The sequence below is a fragment of the Geodermatophilus sp. SYSU D00663 genome, assembly GCF_054050655.1.
Genome location: NZ_JBJGZT010000033.1, coordinates 1 through 15,621 on the forward strand (window position 1 = coordinate 1; position 15,621 = coordinate 15,621).

At 76.6% G+C, this 15,621-nt stretch carries 19 protein-coding genes and 1 tRNA gene; 13 read left to right on the plus strand and 7 right to left on the minus strand.

The genetic code is table 11. The annotated features are described in order from the left end of the window. Positions 1-225 precede the first annotated feature (225 nt). The 3 genes from ACI79Z_RS20350 to ACI79Z_RS20360 all read left to right on the plus strand — a co-directional run bounded on the left by ACI79Z_RS20350 (position 226) and on the right by ACI79Z_RS20360 (position 3,510). A complete protein-coding gene (locus ACI79Z_RS20350; RefSeq protein ID WP_456903644.1) occupies positions 226-1,641 on the plus strand; it encodes a histidine kinase in 1,416 nt (471 codons plus the stop codon). After that, the gene (locus ACI79Z_RS20355; RefSeq protein ID WP_387985656.1) at positions 1,638-2,273 is read left to right on the plus strand and encodes a response regulator; all 636 of its coding nucleotides are present in this window, start codon (positions 1,638-1,640) and stop codon (positions 2,271-2,273) included. The genes ACI79Z_RS20350 and ACI79Z_RS20355 overlap by 4 nt, the downstream gene beginning before the upstream one ends. Before the next feature lie 85 nt (positions 2,274-2,358). After that, positions 2,359-3,510: an MFS transporter gene (locus tag ACI79Z_RS20360; RefSeq protein WP_387985655.1), complete on the plus strand. Its 1,152-nt coding sequence runs from the start codon at positions 2,359-2,361 to the stop codon at positions 3,508-3,510. Between the two features lie 4 nt (positions 3,511-3,514). On the opposite strand, the gene ACI79Z_RS20365 is transcribed toward ACI79Z_RS20360, so the two are convergent. Then, positions 3,515-3,946 carry an Lrp/AsnC family transcriptional regulator gene (locus tag ACI79Z_RS20365; protein WP_456903645.1) on the minus strand — a complete coding sequence of 144 codons (432 nt, stop codon included), beginning with the start codon at positions 3,944-3,946 and terminating at the stop codon, positions 3,515-3,517. 103 nt (positions 3,947-4,049) lie between these two features. Between ACI79Z_RS20365 and ACI79Z_RS20370 the strand changes: the two genes are divergently transcribed. Both ACI79Z_RS20370 and ctlX read left to right on the plus strand, forming a co-directional pair. Then, on the plus strand, positions 4,050-5,087 hold the full coding sequence (locus ACI79Z_RS20370) for an ornithine cyclodeaminase (protein ID WP_456903646.1): 1,038 nt from the start codon (positions 4,050-4,052) through the stop codon (positions 5,085-5,087). Then, positions 5,084-6,037, plus strand: coding sequence for a citrulline utilization hydrolase CtlX (gene ctlX / locus ACI79Z_RS20375; protein ID WP_456903647.1), 954 nt, complete (start codon positions 5,084-5,086; stop codon positions 6,035-6,037). Before ACI79Z_RS20370 ends, ctlX begins: the two co-directional genes overlap by 4 nt. An 11-nt stretch (positions 6,038-6,048) precedes the next feature. Here ctlX and ACI79Z_RS20380 read toward each other — a convergent pair whose 3' ends face one another. The 5 genes from ACI79Z_RS20380 to ACI79Z_RS20400 all read right to left on the minus strand — a co-directional run bounded on the left by ACI79Z_RS20380 (position 6,049) and on the right by ACI79Z_RS20400 (position 9,776). Next, on the minus strand, positions 6,049-6,393 hold the full coding sequence (locus ACI79Z_RS20380) for a hypothetical protein (RefSeq protein ID WP_456903648.1): 345 nt from the start codon (positions 6,391-6,393) through the stop codon (positions 6,049-6,051). A gap of 64 nt (positions 6,394-6,457) precedes the next feature. Then, a complete protein-coding gene (locus ACI79Z_RS20385) occupies positions 6,458-7,279 on the minus strand; it encodes an ABC transporter permease subunit (protein ID WP_387985646.1) in 822 nt (273 codons plus the stop codon). Then, a complete protein-coding gene (locus ACI79Z_RS20390) occupies positions 7,276-8,196 on the minus strand; it encodes an ABC transporter ATP-binding protein (protein ID WP_387985644.1) in 921 nt (306 codons plus the stop codon). The genes ACI79Z_RS20385 and ACI79Z_RS20390 overlap by 4 nt, the downstream gene beginning before the upstream one ends. Positions 8,197-8,333: 137 nt before the next feature. After that, complete coding sequence (locus ACI79Z_RS20395) at positions 8,334-9,410, minus strand: NAD(P)-binding domain-containing protein (RefSeq protein ID WP_456903649.1); 1,077 nt, start codon at positions 9,408-9,410, stop codon at positions 8,334-8,336. A gap of 27 nt (positions 9,411-9,437) precedes the next feature. Then, positions 9,438-9,776 (minus strand): hypothetical protein, encoded by a 339-nt coding sequence (locus ACI79Z_RS20400; protein ID WP_456903650.1) that lies wholly within the window; start codon positions 9,774-9,776, stop codon positions 9,438-9,440. Between the two features lie 115 nt (positions 9,777-9,891). Here ACI79Z_RS20400 and ACI79Z_RS20405 point away from each other — a divergent pair, with 115 nt between their 5' ends. Genes ACI79Z_RS20405 through ACI79Z_RS20420 form a run of 4 tightly spaced genes read left to right on the plus strand, consistent with a single transcriptional unit; the run spans position 9,892 to position 12,178 of the window. Beyond that, complete coding sequence (locus tag ACI79Z_RS20405; RefSeq protein ID WP_387985869.1) at positions 9,892-11,031, plus strand: zinc-dependent alcohol dehydrogenase; 1,140 nt, start codon at positions 9,892-9,894, stop codon at positions 11,029-11,031. 9 nt (positions 11,032-11,040) lie between these two features. Then, positions 11,041-11,622: a hypothetical protein gene (locus tag ACI79Z_RS20410; protein WP_387985637.1), complete on the plus strand. Its 582-nt coding sequence runs from the start codon at positions 11,041-11,043 to the stop codon at positions 11,620-11,622. Positions 11,623-11,655: 33 nt separating this feature from the next. Beyond that, positions 11,656-11,847 carry a helix-hairpin-helix domain-containing protein gene (locus ACI79Z_RS20415; RefSeq protein ID WP_387985634.1) on the plus strand — a complete coding sequence of 64 codons (192 nt, stop codon included), beginning with the start codon at positions 11,656-11,658 and terminating at the stop codon, positions 11,845-11,847. 25 nt (positions 11,848-11,872) lie between these two features. Further along, positions 11,873-12,178: an antibiotic biosynthesis monooxygenase family protein gene (locus tag ACI79Z_RS20420; protein WP_456903651.1), complete on the plus strand. Its 306-nt coding sequence runs from the start codon at positions 11,873-11,875 to the stop codon at positions 12,176-12,178. Between the two features lie 50 nt (positions 12,179-12,228). Here ACI79Z_RS20420 and ACI79Z_RS20425 read toward each other — a convergent pair. Beyond that, positions 12,229-12,301, minus strand: a tRNA-Lys gene (locus tag ACI79Z_RS20425). Positions 12,302-12,466: 165 nt separating this feature from the next. Between ACI79Z_RS20425 and ACI79Z_RS20430 the strand changes: the two genes are divergently transcribed. From ACI79Z_RS20430 to ACI79Z_RS20445, 4 genes are all read left to right on the plus strand, one after another. After that, a complete protein-coding gene (locus ACI79Z_RS20430; protein ID WP_456903652.1) occupies positions 12,467-13,660 on the plus strand; it encodes an Ig-like domain-containing protein in 1,194 nt (397 codons plus the stop codon). 61 nt (positions 13,661-13,721) lie between these two features. Continuing rightward, a complete protein-coding gene (locus ACI79Z_RS20435; RefSeq protein WP_387985627.1) occupies positions 13,722-14,153 on the plus strand; it encodes a hypothetical protein in 432 nt (143 codons plus the stop codon). Between the two features lie 87 nt (positions 14,154-14,240). After that, positions 14,241-15,338 (plus strand): WD40/YVTN/BNR-like repeat-containing protein, encoded by a 1,098-nt coding sequence (locus ACI79Z_RS20440; RefSeq protein ID WP_456903653.1) that lies wholly within the window; start codon positions 14,241-14,243, stop codon positions 15,336-15,338. After that, positions 15,335-15,616: a ubiquitin-like small modifier protein 1 gene (locus tag ACI79Z_RS20445; protein ID WP_387985622.1), complete on the plus strand. Its 282-nt coding sequence runs from the start codon at positions 15,335-15,337 to the stop codon at positions 15,614-15,616. Before ACI79Z_RS20440 ends, ACI79Z_RS20445 begins: the two co-directional genes overlap by 4 nt. Positions 15,617-15,621: the final 5 nt, after the last annotated feature.

Genomic DNA, 15,621 nt, shown 5'->3' on the forward strand with positions numbered 1-15,621 from the left:
TTGTGTTGGTGGGGGGGGGGGGGGGGGGGGGGGGGGGGGGGGGGGGGGGGGTGGGGGGGGGGGGGGGGGGGGGGGGGGGGGGGGGGGGGGGGGGGGGGGGGCCCCCCCCCCCCCGCCGGGCTGTGCGTCGTCACGGTCGGGGCGAGTCTCTCGCAGGAGACCTACAACGACATCGCCTCGGGCCCGGCACCCCTCGAGCTGCCGCGGACCTGGTGGACGACGGCCGTGCTGGTCGCGGCGGTCGTCGCACTCGGCGCCGGGGTCCTCACCATCTGGGTGGCGACGGTGGTGCGGATGGTCCGCGCCCGTCCTCCGGAGCGGCAGGAGCTGGCCTGGCTGGTCTGCGTCGTCCTGCCGCTGATGGTGGTGGTGTTCGTGGTACCGGCACCCGGGTGGGTGGTGGTGCCTGTGGCTCTCATGGTCCCGGGCGCGATCCTCGTCGGGGTCGTGCGCTACCGGCTGCTGGGCATCGTCGTCAGCCGGGCGCTGGTGTACGGGGCGCTGACGGCCGTCGTCGTCGGGCTGTACCTGGCCGTGGCGGCGGTCGCCGCGGCCGGCCTCGGCCGCACGCTGTCGCCCGTGACCGGCGCCGTGCTCGCCGCGCTGCTCGCGGTCGCCCTCGGTCCGACCCGTTCCCGGTTGCAGGCGGCGGCCGACCGGTTCGTGTACGGACGGCGCCGCGACCCGGTGACGGCGGTGACCGAGCTCGGCGACCGCGTGGCCCGGGCCGACGAGGCCGGCCTGCTGCCCGCCGTCCTCGGGACGGTCGCCACGGCGCTGCGCGCCCCGGACGCCCGGGTCCTGCGGCCGGGGGAGCCGGGGCCCGGCGACGGGGTGGTCGCCGTCCCCCTGCGGGTCGGCGGCCGGGACGTCGGCACCCTGTGCGTGGCCGAGCGCGCCCCCGGGGAGCCGTTCACCGCCGGGGACCGGAGGCTGCTCGCGGCCCTGGCGCCGCAGGTGGCCGCCGTCGTCCGGGCGCTGGAGCTGACCCGCTCGCTGGAGCGCGAGCGCGACCGGGTGCTCACCGCGACGCACGCGGAGCGGGACCGCATCCGCCGCGACCTGCACGACGGGCTCGGGCCCTCGCTGGCCGGCGTCGGCCTCGGGGTCCAGGCGGTGCAGGCCATGCTCGGGGAGCGGGCCGACCCGGCCACCCGTGCGCTGCTGGCGCGGATGCGGGAGGAGGTCGACGGCGCGGTCGGCGAGGTGCGCCGGATCCTCGACGGGCTGCGGCCCGCCCCGCTGGACGACGTCGGCTTCGTGGCCGCGGTCCAGCGGCACGCCGAGGCGCTGGCCCCGTCGGTGCCGGTGCGGGTGACCGCCGAGCCGCTGCCGCCCCTCCCGCCCGACGTCGAGACGGCGGCCTACCGGATCGCGCAGGAGGCGCTGACCAACGTGGCCCGGCACTCCGGCGCCCGCCGCGCCGAGGTGGGGCTGCGCGCCCGCGACGGCCGGCTCGAGGTGGCGGTGGTCGACGACGGCGCGGGCTTCCCGCCGGAGGACGGCGACGCCCGGCCCGCGGGCGTCGGGCTGTCCTCGATGCGGACGCGCGCCCGGGCGGTGGGCGGGGAGCTCACCGTGACCAGCGGTCCCGGCGGCACGCGCGTCGTCGCCGGCCTGCCCCTGGGGGCGGAGCGGTGACCGTCCGCGTGGTGCTGGCCGACGACCACCCGATGTACCGGTACGGGCTCCGCTCGGTGCTCGACGCCGCGCCGGAGGTCGAGGTGGTGGGCGAGGCCGCCGACGGCGCCGAGCTGCTCGCCCTCGTCGCGCGGACCGCGCCGGACGTCGTCCTCACCGACCTGGCGATGCCGCGGCTGCCGGGCATCGCCGCGATCGACGAGCTGACCCGCCGTCGGCCGGGCCTCGGGGTCCTCGTCCTGACCATGCACGAGGACGACGCCTCCCTCTTCGGCGCGCTGCGCGCCGGTGCCCGCGGCTACCTGCTCAAGGGCGCCGACGCCGGGGAGATCGTGCGTGCCGTGCTCGCCGTCGCCGACGGGGACGCCGTCTACGGGGGAGCGGTGGCCCGCCGGGTCGCGGACGCCCTGACCGGGACGGCTCCCCGCGCGCCGGCCTTCCCGGAGCTCACCGGCCGGGAGCGGGAGGTGCTCGAGCTGCTGGCCGCCGGGCTCCCCACCGGCCAGATCGCCCGCCGGCTGGCGCTGTCGGACAAGACGGTGCGCAACCACGTCTCCGCGGTGCTCACCAAGCTCCAGGTCCCCGACCGCGCCGCCGCCGTCGCCCGCGCGCGGGACGCCGGGCTGGGCTGAGCCGGTTCCACCCGCCGCCGGGCCGCCCCGGCCCCCCCGGTCATGCTGGACGGCCGGGCGACGACGCCCCGCGGAGGGGAGCGGTGTGAGCAGGGGGACGACGGACCGGGTGTCGCTGTGGCGGCTGCCGGCGATGCGGGCGCTGGTGGGGGCGACGACGCTCGGCTTCGCCAGCTACTGCCTGACCCTCGCCTCGCTGCCGGCGTACGCGGTGGCGGGCGGGGCGTCGGCCGACACCGCCGGCGTGGTGACCGCGGTCTTCCTGGCGGTGACCATCGCGGTGCAGTCGGTCGTCCCGGCGCTGACCGCGCGGTTCGGCCTGGGCCCGGTCCTCGCCGCCGGCCTCCTCGCGCTGGGTGCGCCCTCGCCGCTGTACGCCCTCGGCGACGGCGTCCCCTGGCTGTCGGCGGTGTCGGCGGTGCGTGGCGCGGGCTTCGCGGTGCTCACCGTGCTCGGCGCGGTGCTCGCCGCGCAGGCCGCCCCGCCCGAGCGCCGCGGCGAGTCCATCGGTCTCTACGGGCTGGCGATCGCGGTGCCCAACCTGGTGGCGGTGCCGGCCGGGGTGGCGCTGGTGCTCGACGGCCACCCCGGCTGGCTGGCGTGGCTGGCCGCCTCGCCGGTGCTCGCGCTGCCGCTGGTGCCCGGGCTGGCCCGCTCGGTGCACTGGGAGGGCGGCGCCGGCACGTCCTCGCGCGCCGCCGCCCGCGCCGCGCTGGCGCCGTCGGCGGTGCTGCTGCTGGTCACCCTCGCCGGCGGCGGCGTGGTCACCTTCCTGCCCATCGAGCGCCCCGACGGCGTCCTCGCGACGGCCGCACTCCTCGTGTTCGGCGTCACCGGCGCGCTCACCCGCTGGCGCGCCGGCCTGCTGGCCGACCGGGTCGGCACCGGCCGGCTGCTGCCCGCCGCCCTGGTCGCGGGCGCACTCGGGCTGGCCGCCGTCGCGCTGGGCCTGGTCACCGGCGACGCCGTCGTGCTGGCCGGGGCGGCGCTCTTCGGCGCCGGCTACGGCGCGGTGCAGAACCTGACGCTCGTCACCGCCTTCGCCCGCGCGGGGGAGGGCGGCTCGACCGCGGCCAGCGCGCTGTGGAACGCCTCCTTCGACGCGGGGACGGCGATCGGCGCGCTGGTCCTCGGGCTGGTCGCGGCCGGCGTCGGGCTGCCCTGGACCTACGTGCTGGTCGCCGGCGTCCTGCTGGCGGGGCTGCCGGTGGCCCGGACGGCGACCCGCGCGGCCTGAGCGCTCAGCGCAGCACCGAGGTCAGCAGCAGGCTCGTCTGGCTGTTGATCACCCCGGGCACCGACCGGATGCGGTTGAGCAGCCGGTCGAACTCCACGAGGTCGGCGGTGCGGTGCTCGGCGACGAGGTCCCACGCGCCGTTGGTCGAGTGCATCGACTCGATCTCCGGGAAGCCGCGCAGCCGCCGGATGACGTCGTCGGTGGAGCGGCCCTCCACCTCGACCAGCGACACCGCCCGGACCCCGCCCGCGGCGGCCTCGTCGCGCACCCGGACGGTGAACCCGACGATGACGTCCTCGGCCACGAGCCGGTCGAGGTGGCTGGTCACCGTCGCCCGGGTGACCCCGAGCCGGCGGGCCAGCCCGGCCACCGGCGCGCGGCCGTCCTCCCGCAGCGCCGCGAGCAGGCGGCGGTCGAGGTCGCTCAGATCGGCCATGCGCAGAACGTACAGCTGATCTCGGTGAAGTGATCGGTGTCTGGTCACAACGCGCGCCGTTCGCTCATTGTGTGTGCAGATCGCCCAGCAATACCGTTCCGGCATGACCGCGTTCGTCGACGTGCGCAACATGGTCCGCTGGACGGCCGAGACCGGGCCCGAGCGGATCATCGCCGGGATGTCCCGCTACGTGGAGGACGACTTCCGCCGGTGGGAGTCCTTCGACAAGATCGCCCGCGTCGGCAGCCACACGCCCTGGGGCGTGATCGAGCTGATGCCGACCAGCGACGGCGAGACCTACGCCTTCAAGTACGTCAACGGGCACCCGAGCAACCCGGCGCGCGGCTTCCAGACGGTGAGCGCCTTCGGGGCGCTGGCCGACGTCTCCAACGGCTACCCGGTCTTCCTCGCCGAGATGACCCTGCTGACCGCGCTGCGGACGGCGGCGACGTCGGCGATGGTCGCCCGCCTCCTCGCCCGGCCGGACTCCCGGCGCCTGGCGCTCATCGGCGCCGGCAGCCAGGCGGAGTTCCAGGCGCTGGGCATGCGCGGGGCGCTGGGCGTCAACGACGTCGTGGTCTGGGACACCGACCCGGCCGCGATGGCCAAGCTGGTCCGCAACCTGGAGCCGCTGGGCTTCGACGTGACGGTGGCGTCCTCCGGCCGGGAGGCCGTGCGCGGCGCGGACGTCGTCACCACCTGCACGGCCGACAAGGCCCGGGCCACCGTGCTGCAGGCCGACTGGATCGAGCCGGGGATGCACCTCAACGCCATCGGCGGCGACTGCCCCGGCAAGACCGAGCTGGACCCCACGATCCTGCTGCGCGAGGACGTCGAGGTCTTCGTCGAGTTCCCGCCGCAGACCCGCATCGAGGGCGAGATCCAGGCGATGCCGGCCGACTTCCCGGTCACCGAGCTGTGGCAGGTGCTCACCGGCCGGGCGGCCGGGCGCACCTCGGCGGCCCAGGTGACGCTGTTCGACTCCGTCGGGTTCGCGGTCGAGGACCTCTCGGCGCTGCGCTACGTCCGCGACGCGGTCGCCGGCACGCCGTGGGTCGATGACATCGACCTGGTCGCCGAGCCGGACGACCCCAAGGACCTGTTCGGGATGGTCGCGGCGTTCACGCCGATCCCCTCGTGACGGCCGGGGCCGCCGCCCAGGCCCCCTCGGCCGTCGTCCTCGTCCGCCCGCACGCCTTCTCGCCCAACCCGCTGACGCTCGGGGACAACGCCTTCCAGGTGCGCGTCGTCCGCGAGGACCCGGGCGTGCTGGCGCGGCGCGCGTACGACGAGGTCACCGCGCTGGCCGGGGCGCTCACCGCCGCGGGCGTCACGGTGCACCTGTTCGACGACCCCGGGCCCGGCCGGCCCGACAGCGTCTTCCCGAACAACTGGCTGTCCACCCACGCCGACGGCCGCGTCGCGCTGTTCCCGATGTACGCGGCCAACCGGCGCGGGGAGCGGCGCGGCGACGTCGTCGAGTTCCTCGAGGCGGCCTACCGGGTGCACGAGGTCGTCGACCTCTCGGGCCTGGAGCACGACGGCCGCTACCTCGAGGGCACCGGCGCGATGGTGCTCGACCACGTGGCGCGCACGGCCTACGTCGCGCGGTCGCTGCGGGTCGACCCCTGGGCGCTGGACCGCTTCTGCCGCGGCTTCGGGTACGAGCCGGTGGTCTTCGACGCCGTCGACGCGGCCGGCCGGGCCGTCCACCACACCAACGTGGTGATGAGCGTGGCCGGCGAGTACGCGCTGGTCGGGCTGGAGCTGCTGCCGTCGGCGGCCGAGCGGGCGGGGCTCGTCGCCCGGCTGGAGGCGACCGGGCGCACCGTCGTCCCGCTCACCGCGTGGCAGGTCGGGGAGTTCGCCGGCAACGCCATCGAGGTGCAGGGCGCCGACGGCCCGGTGCTCGCGCTGTCCGCACGGGCCGCGGCGAGCCTGGACGCCGGCCAGCGCCGGGTGATCGAGGCGTCGGCCCGGCTGCTGCCGGTCGCCGTCCCGACGGTCGAGCTCGCCGGCGGCTCGGTGCGCTGCACGATCGCCGGGGTGCACCTCGAGCCGCGCAGCGCGGCCGTCCCGGCCGCGGTCTGACCCCCCCCTGCTCAGGAGACGCGGTCGGCCGCGGCCTGCAGCGAGCGGATGAGCAGCAGCTCCTCGCCGGAGCGGCGCAGCCACTGCCGCAGCGCGGCCGGGTCCGTGCGGGCGGCGTCCCGGACCGCCCCGAGCCGCAGCTGCCGGGTGTTGGCCTGCGCCCGCTGCGCCGGCGGCAGTGCGCGCGCCTCGGCCCGGGCCTGCGCGGTGAGCGCCGCGCCGACGTAGACGAGGTCGCGCACCTCGTCGACTCCGGCGAGCAGCGCGTCGGCCCCGGCGTCGTCGCCGGCCTCGAGGCGGGTCAGCAGCAGGTCGGCGCGCTCGCGGCCCAGGGCGGCGGGATCGGGGGAGGTCACCCCTCCACGGTGCCAGCCCGCCCCCTCCGTGCGGACGGAGGGGGCGGGCCGGGGCCCGGGCGGCCTAGGCGTCGCGGCGGGTGAAGGCGACCGCGGCGACGGCGAGGACGACGGCGACCTCGGCGGCGAAGACGGCGAACCCGACCCACGGCTCGAGCAGCAGCGGGTTGAACGACTCCGGCATCGCGATCCGCGAGCCCGCGTTGCCCGGCATGAGCTTGGTCAGCCACTCGCCCAGGGCGCCGGGCAGCAGCATCACCAGGTTGCCGACGAGGAACACCAGCGCGAGCACCACCGACACCGCGGCGGCGGTGGAGCGCACCAGCAGCCCGACGGCCATCGCGAACAGCCCGAGACCGGCCATGTAGAGGCCGCTGCCGAGCAGCGAGCGCAGCACCCCGTCGTCGCCGAGGGACAGGCCGATGCCCTCCGCGGACAGGAACGCGTTGCCGCCGAGCCAGCCGAGGACGGCGGTGACCACGCCGGCGACGAACAGCACCGCGGCGAGCACCAGCGCCTTGGCGGTGAGCACGGTCCCGCGGCGCGGGGTGGCGGCGAGGGTCGCCCGGATCATCCCGGTGCCGTACTCGGCGGTGACCGTGAGTGCGCCGAGGACGACGGCGGTGACCTGAGCGAACAGCAGCCCCCAGGTGATGAACGCGCCGACCGGCTCGCCGGTCTCCCCGGCGGCCAGGTCGGGAGCGACGAGCGCGCACACCAGCGTGGTGAGCCCGGCGCCGAGGCCGACCATCGCGGCCACCGACCAGCCGGTGGAGCGCACCGACCACAGCTTGATCCACTCGGCGTGCAGGGCGCGGGGCAGCCCGGCGGTCGCGGCCGGGGCGGGGGAGGACGCGCGGGGCGCGGCCAGGGTGGAGGCGGTCACCGGGTCACCTCGGCGGGGCGGGCGGCGGCGTACTCGACGCTGCCGGCGGTCAGGGTCATGAAGGCGTCCTCGAGGGAGGACCGGACGAGGCCGAGCTCGTGCAGCACCAGGCCGGCGCCGGCGGCGAGCTCGCCGGTGGCGGCGGCGTCGACGCCCTGGACGCGCAGCTCGTCGCCGTCGCGGGTGACGTCGGCGCCCGAGCGCCGCAGCAGCTCGGCGAGGTCGGCCGGCCGGGGCGTGCGGACGCGCACGTAGGAGGCGGCGTGCTCGGCGATGAAGTCCGCCGTCGGGCAGTCGGCGAGCACCCGGCCGCGGCCGATGACGACCAGGTGGTCGGCGGTCAGCGCCATCTCGGCCATGAGGTGGCTGGACACCAGCACCGTGCGGCCCTCGGCGGCGAGGTCGCGGGCCAGGGTCCGCACCCAGCGGATGCCCTCGGGGTCCAGCCCGTTGACCGGCTCGTCGAGGACGACGACCGGCGGGTCCCCGAGCAGCGCGGCCGCGATGCCCAGCCGCTGCCCCATGCCGAGGGAGAACCGGCCCACCCGCTGCCCGGCCACCGCCTCCAGCCCGACCAGGCCGAGGACCTCGTCGACGCGGGCGGCGGGGATGCCGTTGGACGCGGCCATCCAGCGCAGGTGCGCCCAGGCGGTGCGGCCCGGGTGCAGGGCGCGGGCCTCCAGCAGCGCGCCGACCGCGCGCAGCGGGGCGGGGCAGTCGAGGTAGCGGATGCCGTCGACGGTGACCGTGCCCTCGGTGGGCCGGTCCAGGCCGATGACCATCCGCATCGTCGTCGACTTGCCGGCGCCGTTGGGGCCGAGGAAGCCGGTCACCCGGCCCGGCCGGACGGTGAAGGAGACGCGGTCGACGGCGACCCGGTCGCCGTAGCGCTTGGTGAGTCCGCTGGCGACGATCACGGGGTCACCGCCGGGGTGGGGGAGGGCTGCGAGGTCATGCCGGGAAGGCTCTCGGCAGCGGGGTGCCCGGTACATCGGGGAGGACCCCCGGCCCGACCCTGGATCGTCCCCCACCCGGTGCTGGGGGACGCCCCCGGTCAGGCGGTGCGGGGCAGGTCGGCGGCGAGCAGCCGGCGCAGGGTCACCGCCGCCGTCCGGCCGGCCCGGTTGGCGCCGATCGTGCTCGCGCTGGGCCCATAGCCGACCAGCTGGAGGCGCGGCTCGTCGACGGCGGAGGTGCCGTCGAGCCGGATGACGCCGTCGCGGGTGCGCAACCGCAGCGGGGCCAGGTGGCCGACCGCGGCGCGGAAGCCGGTGGCCCACAGGATCACGTCGGCGGCGACGGACCGGCCGTCGTCCCAGGCGACGCCGCCGGGGGTGATCCGGTCGAACACCGGCAGCCGGGTGAGGACGCCGTCGTCCAGGGCGCGGCGCACCCACGGGGTGACCACCAGCCCGGTCGCGCCGACGACGCTGCCGGGCATCCGGCCGGCGCGGACGGCCGCCTCGACGCGGGCCACCGCCTCCCGGCCCTGCTCCTCGCCGAAGGGACCCTCGCGCCAGACCGGCGGGCGGCGGGTCACCCAGGTCGTGCGGGCGACCGGCGCGATCTCCCCGAGCAGCTGGACCGCCGAGGCGCCGCCCCCGACGACCACGACCGACAGCCCGGCGAACTCCTCCGCACCGCGGTAGCCGACGGTGTGCAGCTGCCGGCCGCGGAAGGTCTCCTGGCCCGGGTAGTGCGGCACGAACGGCCGCGTCCAGGTGCCGGTGGCGTTCACCAGGCCCCGCGCCCGCCACGTCCCGCGGTCGGACTCGACGACGAAGCGGCCGTCGTCGCCGCGGCGGACGGCCGACACCCGCACCGGCCGCCGGACCGGCAGGGCGAAGCGCCGCTCGAAGCCGGCGAAGTAGGCCGGCACCGCCTCGGCGGCGGGCAGGTCCTCCGACGCCGGCGCGAACGGCAGGCCCGGCAGCTCGTGCACCCGGTGCGTCGTCGCGAGGGTCAGCGAGGGCCAGCGGTGCTGCCAGGCCCCGCCGGGCGCGGCGTCGGCGTCGAGGACGACGAAGCCGCTGCCGGGCGCGAAGCCCTGGCGGGTCAGGTGGTACGCGGCGCTCAGGCCGGCCTGGCCCGCGCCGATCACCACGACGTCGACGTCCCGCGGGCTGCTCACGCCCGCGGAACGCTCCCCGGCCCGCCGCTATGCCGGGGTGAGCCGGCCGAGGTCCGCGCCGGCCAGCGGCACCGACGCCGGGTCGTACCCGAACCGGACGACGACCGCCCCCGGCCGGGCCTCGACCAGCCACGCGGTGCGCGGCTCGCCGGTCTCGGGCGTGTAGGTCCAGCGGTCGGCGAGCAGCGCCAGCCCGCGCTCGCGCAGGAAGGCGACCGCCTGCTCGCGGGTGGGGAACCGCCGCAGCGGCATGCCGGGGACGGCGTGCGCCGTCCACCCGTCCCGGCCGTCGTCGGCGGTCAGGTGGCCGACGAGCTCGCCGTCCTCCGGACGGTGCACCGGCTCGAGCCCGGGGGTGGTCGTCATGCCCTCCATGCTGGGGACCGGATCAACCGGTTTCCGGGCGGCGGGCGCCGGGCACGGCTGCGGCAGCGCCGGTGTGCAGGGCCCGGCACGAGGAGAGGGGCGCTGCGTGCGCGCGATGGTCTACCGCGGGCCGTACAAGGTCCGCGTCGAGGACAAGGACGTCCCGTCGATCGAGCACCCGAACGACGCGATCGTCCGGGTCACCCTGGCGGCGATCTGCGGCTCGGACCTGCACCTCTACCACGGCCTGATGCCGGACACCCGGATCGGCCACACGTTCGGCCACGAGTTCATCGGCGTCGTCGAGCAGGTCGGCCCCTCCGTGCGGAACCTGCAGGTCGGCGACCGGGTGATGGTGCCGTTCAACGTCTTCTGCGGGTCGTGCTGGTTCTGCGCCCGCGGCCTGTACTCCAACTGCCACAACGTCAACCCGAACGCCACCGCCGTCGGCGGCATCTACGGCTACTCGCACACCACCGGCGGCTACGACGGCGGCCAGTCGCAGTACGTGCGCGTCCCGTTCGCCGATGTCGGCCCGGTGCGGATCCCCGAGTGGATGCACGACGAGGACGCCGTCGTCATGACCGACGCCGCCGCCACCGGCTACTTCGGCGCCCAGCTCGGCGAGATCGCCGAGGGGGACACCGTGGTCGTGCTCGGCGCGGGGCCGGTCGGGCTGGTCGCCGCGCAGTCGGCCTGGCTGATGGGCGCCGGCCGGGTGATCGTGGTCGACCACCTGCGGGAGCGGCTGGAGAAGGCGCGGACCATGGCCCACGCCGAGACGCTGAACTACGACGAGCACGACGACGTCGTGGTCGAGATGAAGAAGCAGACCGACTACCTGGGAGCCGACGTCGTCATCGAGGCGGCGGGCGCGGAGGCCGACGGCAACTTCCTGCAGCACGTCACGGGGACCAAGCTCAAGCTGCAGGGCGGCTCGCCGGTCGCGCTCAACTGGGCGATCGACGGGGTGCGCAAGGGCGGCACGGTGTCGGTCGTCGGGGCCTACGGGCCGATCCCGAACGCGGTGAAGTTCGGCGACGCGCTCAACAAGGGGCTCACGCTGCGGATGAACCAGACGCCGGTGAAGCGGCAGTGGCCGCGGATGTTCGAGCACGTCCGCAACGGCCACCTGACCCCGCGCGAGGTGGTCACGCACCGCTTCCCGCTGGAGCACATCGCGGAGGCGTACCACGTGTTCTCCAGCAAGCTCGACGGCTGCATCAAGCCGGTGATCCTGCCCGACGCGGCCTGAGGGGCGACCATGAGCGAGTCCGACATCCCGAGCGCGTACGTCCGCGACAAGCGCACCCCGACGCCGAGCCGCGAGGAGCTGCGGGCCCGCATCCCCGGGTGGGGCGCCGACCTCGACCCGGCCGACCGGCCGTCCCACCCGAAGCTGCAGTACCCGGCCGACACCGGCGCCCACTGGGACTTCCCCGAGCGCCAGCCGGGCAGCGAGGGCCGGGAGCACTCGATCGAGCACGCCTTCGTGACGCCGGTGTTCGGCACCGCGCAGCCGCTGCGCGGCCTGCCCGGGGCGATCCGCCGGTTCGCCTACGCCCGGTTCAGCGAGGGCCGGCTCGCGCACTGGCTGCTGCTGGTCGTCGGCGACCGCGTGGACGCCTGGGAGCACCACCTGCGGTCGTTCGCCTCCGGCCGGCCCGACGTGCCCGCCACCGGCCTGCGCACCGAGTTCACCCGCGGCGGCCTGCGCTCGCGCCGCGGGCGCTCGGACGTCCGGCACCAGCTGCTCGACCCGGTGGTCGTCGCCGGGCCGTGGCTCGCCGGCGCCGGGGCCGCGGTGCTCGGCGTCCGCCGGGTGGTGCGCGCCGTCCGCGGCTGACACCGGCGCGCCCGGGCCGCTACGGTCCCGGGCGTGACGCCGCTCGACGAGCTGCCCCGGATCGGTGCCCCGGCGACCGGGGCTCTGCGGCTGGCCGGCTACACGCGACTCGACCAGCTGGCCGGCGTGCCGCGGGCGAGCCTGGCCGCGCTGCACGGCGTGGGCCCGAAGGCACTGCGCACCCTGGACGAGGCGCTGGCCGAGCACGGGCTGCGGCTGGGCTGAACCGGGGGTCCGGACCGGCGTGTTCGTGCGGATCTGGGAGTACGAGGTCGCCCCCGCGGCCGTGCAGCGGTTCGTCGCGGCCTACGGGGCGGACGGGGACTGGGCGCGGCTGTTCCGCCGGGGCGACGGGTACGCCGGCACGGAGCTGTTCCGCGGCGCGGAGGCTGGGAGCCGCTTCCTCACCGTCGACCGCTGGCGGGACCGGGGCGCCTGGACCGCCTTCCTCGACCGGGAGCGGGAGGCGTACCGGGCCCTCGACGCGGAGCTCGCCCCGCTCACGACGCGCCAGCGGCCGCTGCTCGAGGGGACGGTCCCCGACGACGGCCCGTGAGACGACGGGAGCGGCCCCTCCCGCCGGGGAGGAGCCGCTCTCCTGTGCTGTGCGCCATCAGGGACTCGAACCCCGAACCCGCTGATTAAGAGTCAGCTGCTCTGCCAATTGAGCTAATGGCGCGTGTCTCCCGGCTGCCCGGGTCACGAGGGAGAACGATACCAGCGGTCGACGGCGTCCCGCTCGGGGGTCCCGGGTGGCGGACGCCACGGTTCCGTGATCCGCGTGGACACTGGACGGGTACGGCCGTGCCCGGGGGTGGCGCGGCAGGGACGAGGGGGCAACACGGTGCGACGGACGGCTGCGCTGGTCACGGCGGGGGCGCTGGTCCTGCTCAGCGGGTGCCAGGGCGGCGACGACGGGCGGTCGGCGTCGGCGTCGTCCGCGTCGTCCGCGGCGTCGACGTCGGCCGACGCGGCGCCCGCGCAACTGCAGCTCGCCCCGGCCGACGGCGCGGTCGACGTCGCCCCGGCCGACCCGGTGGAGATCTCCGTCACCGACGGCGACCTCGCCGACGTCGCCGTCACCGACGGCGCCGGCGCGGACGTGCCCGGCCAGGTGGCCGACGGCGACACCGAGGGCACCGACGTCTGGACGCCGGACCAGGACCTCGCCTACGGCAGCACCTACACGCTGACCGCCACCGCGACCAACGCCGACGGTGAGCGGACCGAGGCGAGGAGCACCTTCACCACCGTGGACCCGGAGACGGTCACCACCCCCTCGATCGGCCCGCTGGACGGCCAGACGGTCGGCGTCGGCATGCCGATCCGCGTCTACTTCGAGCAGCCGGTCGCGGACAAGGCGGCCGCCGAGAGCCACCTGCTGGTCACCAGCTCGAACCCCACCGACGGCGTGTGGAGCTGGCTCAGCGACACCGAGGTGCACTTCCGCCCGTCGCAGTACTGGCCGGCGCAGACCGACGTGACGCTCGAGGCAGACCTCTACGGCGTCCACCTCGGCGACGGCATCTGGGGCGAGAAGGACCGCACGGTCTCCTTCCGCATCGGCGACCGGCACGTGTCCGTCGCCGACGCCGCGACCCACCGCATGCGGGTCTACGACGGCGACCGGCTGGTGCAGGACTGGCCGATGAGCGCCGGCAGCCCGGACAACCCCAGCTACAACGGCCCGCACGTGGTCACCGAGCTCAACGCCGACCGCGTCATGGACTCGAGCACCTACGGCGTCCCGGTCGACAGCCCCGAGGGCTACCGCACGCCGGTGAAGTGGGCCGTGCGGATCTCCGACAGCGGCGAGTTCGTCCACGGCGCCCCCTGGTCGGTGGCGCAGCAGGGCCGGGAGAACGTCTCCCACGGCTGCATCAACCTCTCGGACGAGAACGCCCGCTGGTTCTACGAGTTCTCCCAGCCCGGGGACGTCGTCGAGATCGTCAACTCCGACGCCGGCCCGCTCACCTCGCCGATCGCGGACTGGACCATCCCGTGGGACCAGTGGCAGGCGGGGTCCGCGCTGAGGTGATCTCGGTTTCCCGGGTCGCTCACCAGGGCACTCCCGAGTCGATCTCGGGAGGGAGAGCGTCGTGGACACCTGGTTGATCGTGCTCCTCGTGGTCGTGGCGGTCGTCGTGCTGGCCCTGGTCGGGCTCGCACTGGCCAAGCGCAGCCGGGTCGCCGGCGCACGCCGCCGCGAGCAGCAGCGCGCCCAGGCGCGCGAGCACCTCGAGGAGGCCCGGCTGCGCGGCGTGCAGGCGGAGAAGGAGCAGGCCCTGGCCGAGGAGCAGGCCGCCCGCGCCCGCCGCGAGCGCGCCGAGGTCGAGGAGCGCACCCGCCTGGCCGAGCAGGAGGCCCGCCAGCGGGCCGAGGCGGCCCGGGAGCACGCCTCGGCGGCGGACAAGCTCAGGGCGGAGGCCGAGCGGCTGGCCCCGGGCCTCGCCGACCGGCACGCCGACCGGCACGCCGACGGGCACCCCGGCCGGACCGCCGAGGGCACGGAGGGCTCCACGCGCCTCTGAGCGGGCCCCCCGCTCAGTTCCGGCGCCGGCCGCGGTCTGCAGTGCCGGGAGGGACCCGCCGGGTCCCGCCGACGCCGCGGAGGCACCGTGACCGACCTGCTCGCCATCGGCACGCGCAAGGGGCTGTGGCTGGCCCGCAGCGACGACGGCCGCCGCACCTGGACCGTGGACGGGCCGCACCTGCTCGCGCAGGAGGTGGCGGCGGTCGGCGTCGACACCCGGGGCAGTGACACCGACGGCGGGGTGCCGCGGGTGCTGGCCGGGGTCCAGTACGGCCACTGGGGCCCGACCGTCACCTGGTCCGACGACCTGGGCCGCACCTGGGCCGAGACCGAGCAGGGCGCGATCCGCTTCCCGGCCGACACCGGCGCCGCGCTGGCCCGCGTCTGGCAGATCCGCCCGGACACCGCGGACCGTCCCGGCGTCGTGTGGGCCGGGTGCGAGCCGCACTCGCTGTGGCGCAGCGACGACGGCGGCCGCACCTTCGCGCTGGTCCGCGGCCTGTGGGACCACCCGCACCGGCCGACCTGGGAGCCGGGCGCCGGCGGGGGCGCGGTGCACACCGTCCTGCCGCACCCCACGACCGACCGGGTGCTGGTGGCGATGAGCACCGGCGGCGTCTACGCCAGCGACGACGGCGGGGCGACCTGGGCGCCGCGCAACGCCGGCATCACCGCGCCGTTCCTGCCCGACCCGCCGCCGGAGTACGGGCAGTGCGTGCACAAGGTCGCCGCCGACGCGGGCGACCCCGACCGCTTCTACGCGCAGAACCACTTCGGCGTCTTCCGCACCGACGACGGCGGCGCGTCCTGGACCTCGATCGCCGCCGGGCTGCCGGTCGACTTCGGCTTCCCGGTGGCCGCCTCGCCGCGCACCCCGGGCACCGCGTGGGTGGTGCCGCTGGTGGCCGACGCCGAGCGGGTGCCGCCCGGCGGGCGGCTGCGGGTGCACCGGACCCGCGACGCCGGGGCCACGTGGACCGAGCTGGGTGCGGGGCTGCCCGACGGGTCCTGGACCGCCGTGCTGCGCGACGCCGTCTGCGTCGACGAGGGCGACCCGACCGGCGTCTACGTGGGCACCCGGGACGGCTGCGTCTACGCCAGCGCCGACGAGGGCGACACCTTCACCACGGTCGCCGAGCACCTGCCCGACGTCCTGTGCGTCCGTGCGGCGGTGCTGCCGTGACGGTCGAGGTGGTGCTGCCGGGCGTGCTGGCCGACCTGGCCGGCGGCGTCCGGCGGCTGCGGGTGGACCCGGGCGACGCGACGCTGGCCGGCCTGCTCGACGCGCTGGCGGCCACCCACCCGGTGCTGGAGCGGAGGATCCGCGACGAGGCGGGGGAGGTGCGCCGCTTCGTCAACGTCTACGTCGACGGCGACGACGTCCGCTTCTCCGCGGGCCTGGCGACGCCGGTGACCGCCGGGTCGGTGGTGCAGGTGCTGCCCTCGGTGGCGGGCGGCTGAGGACC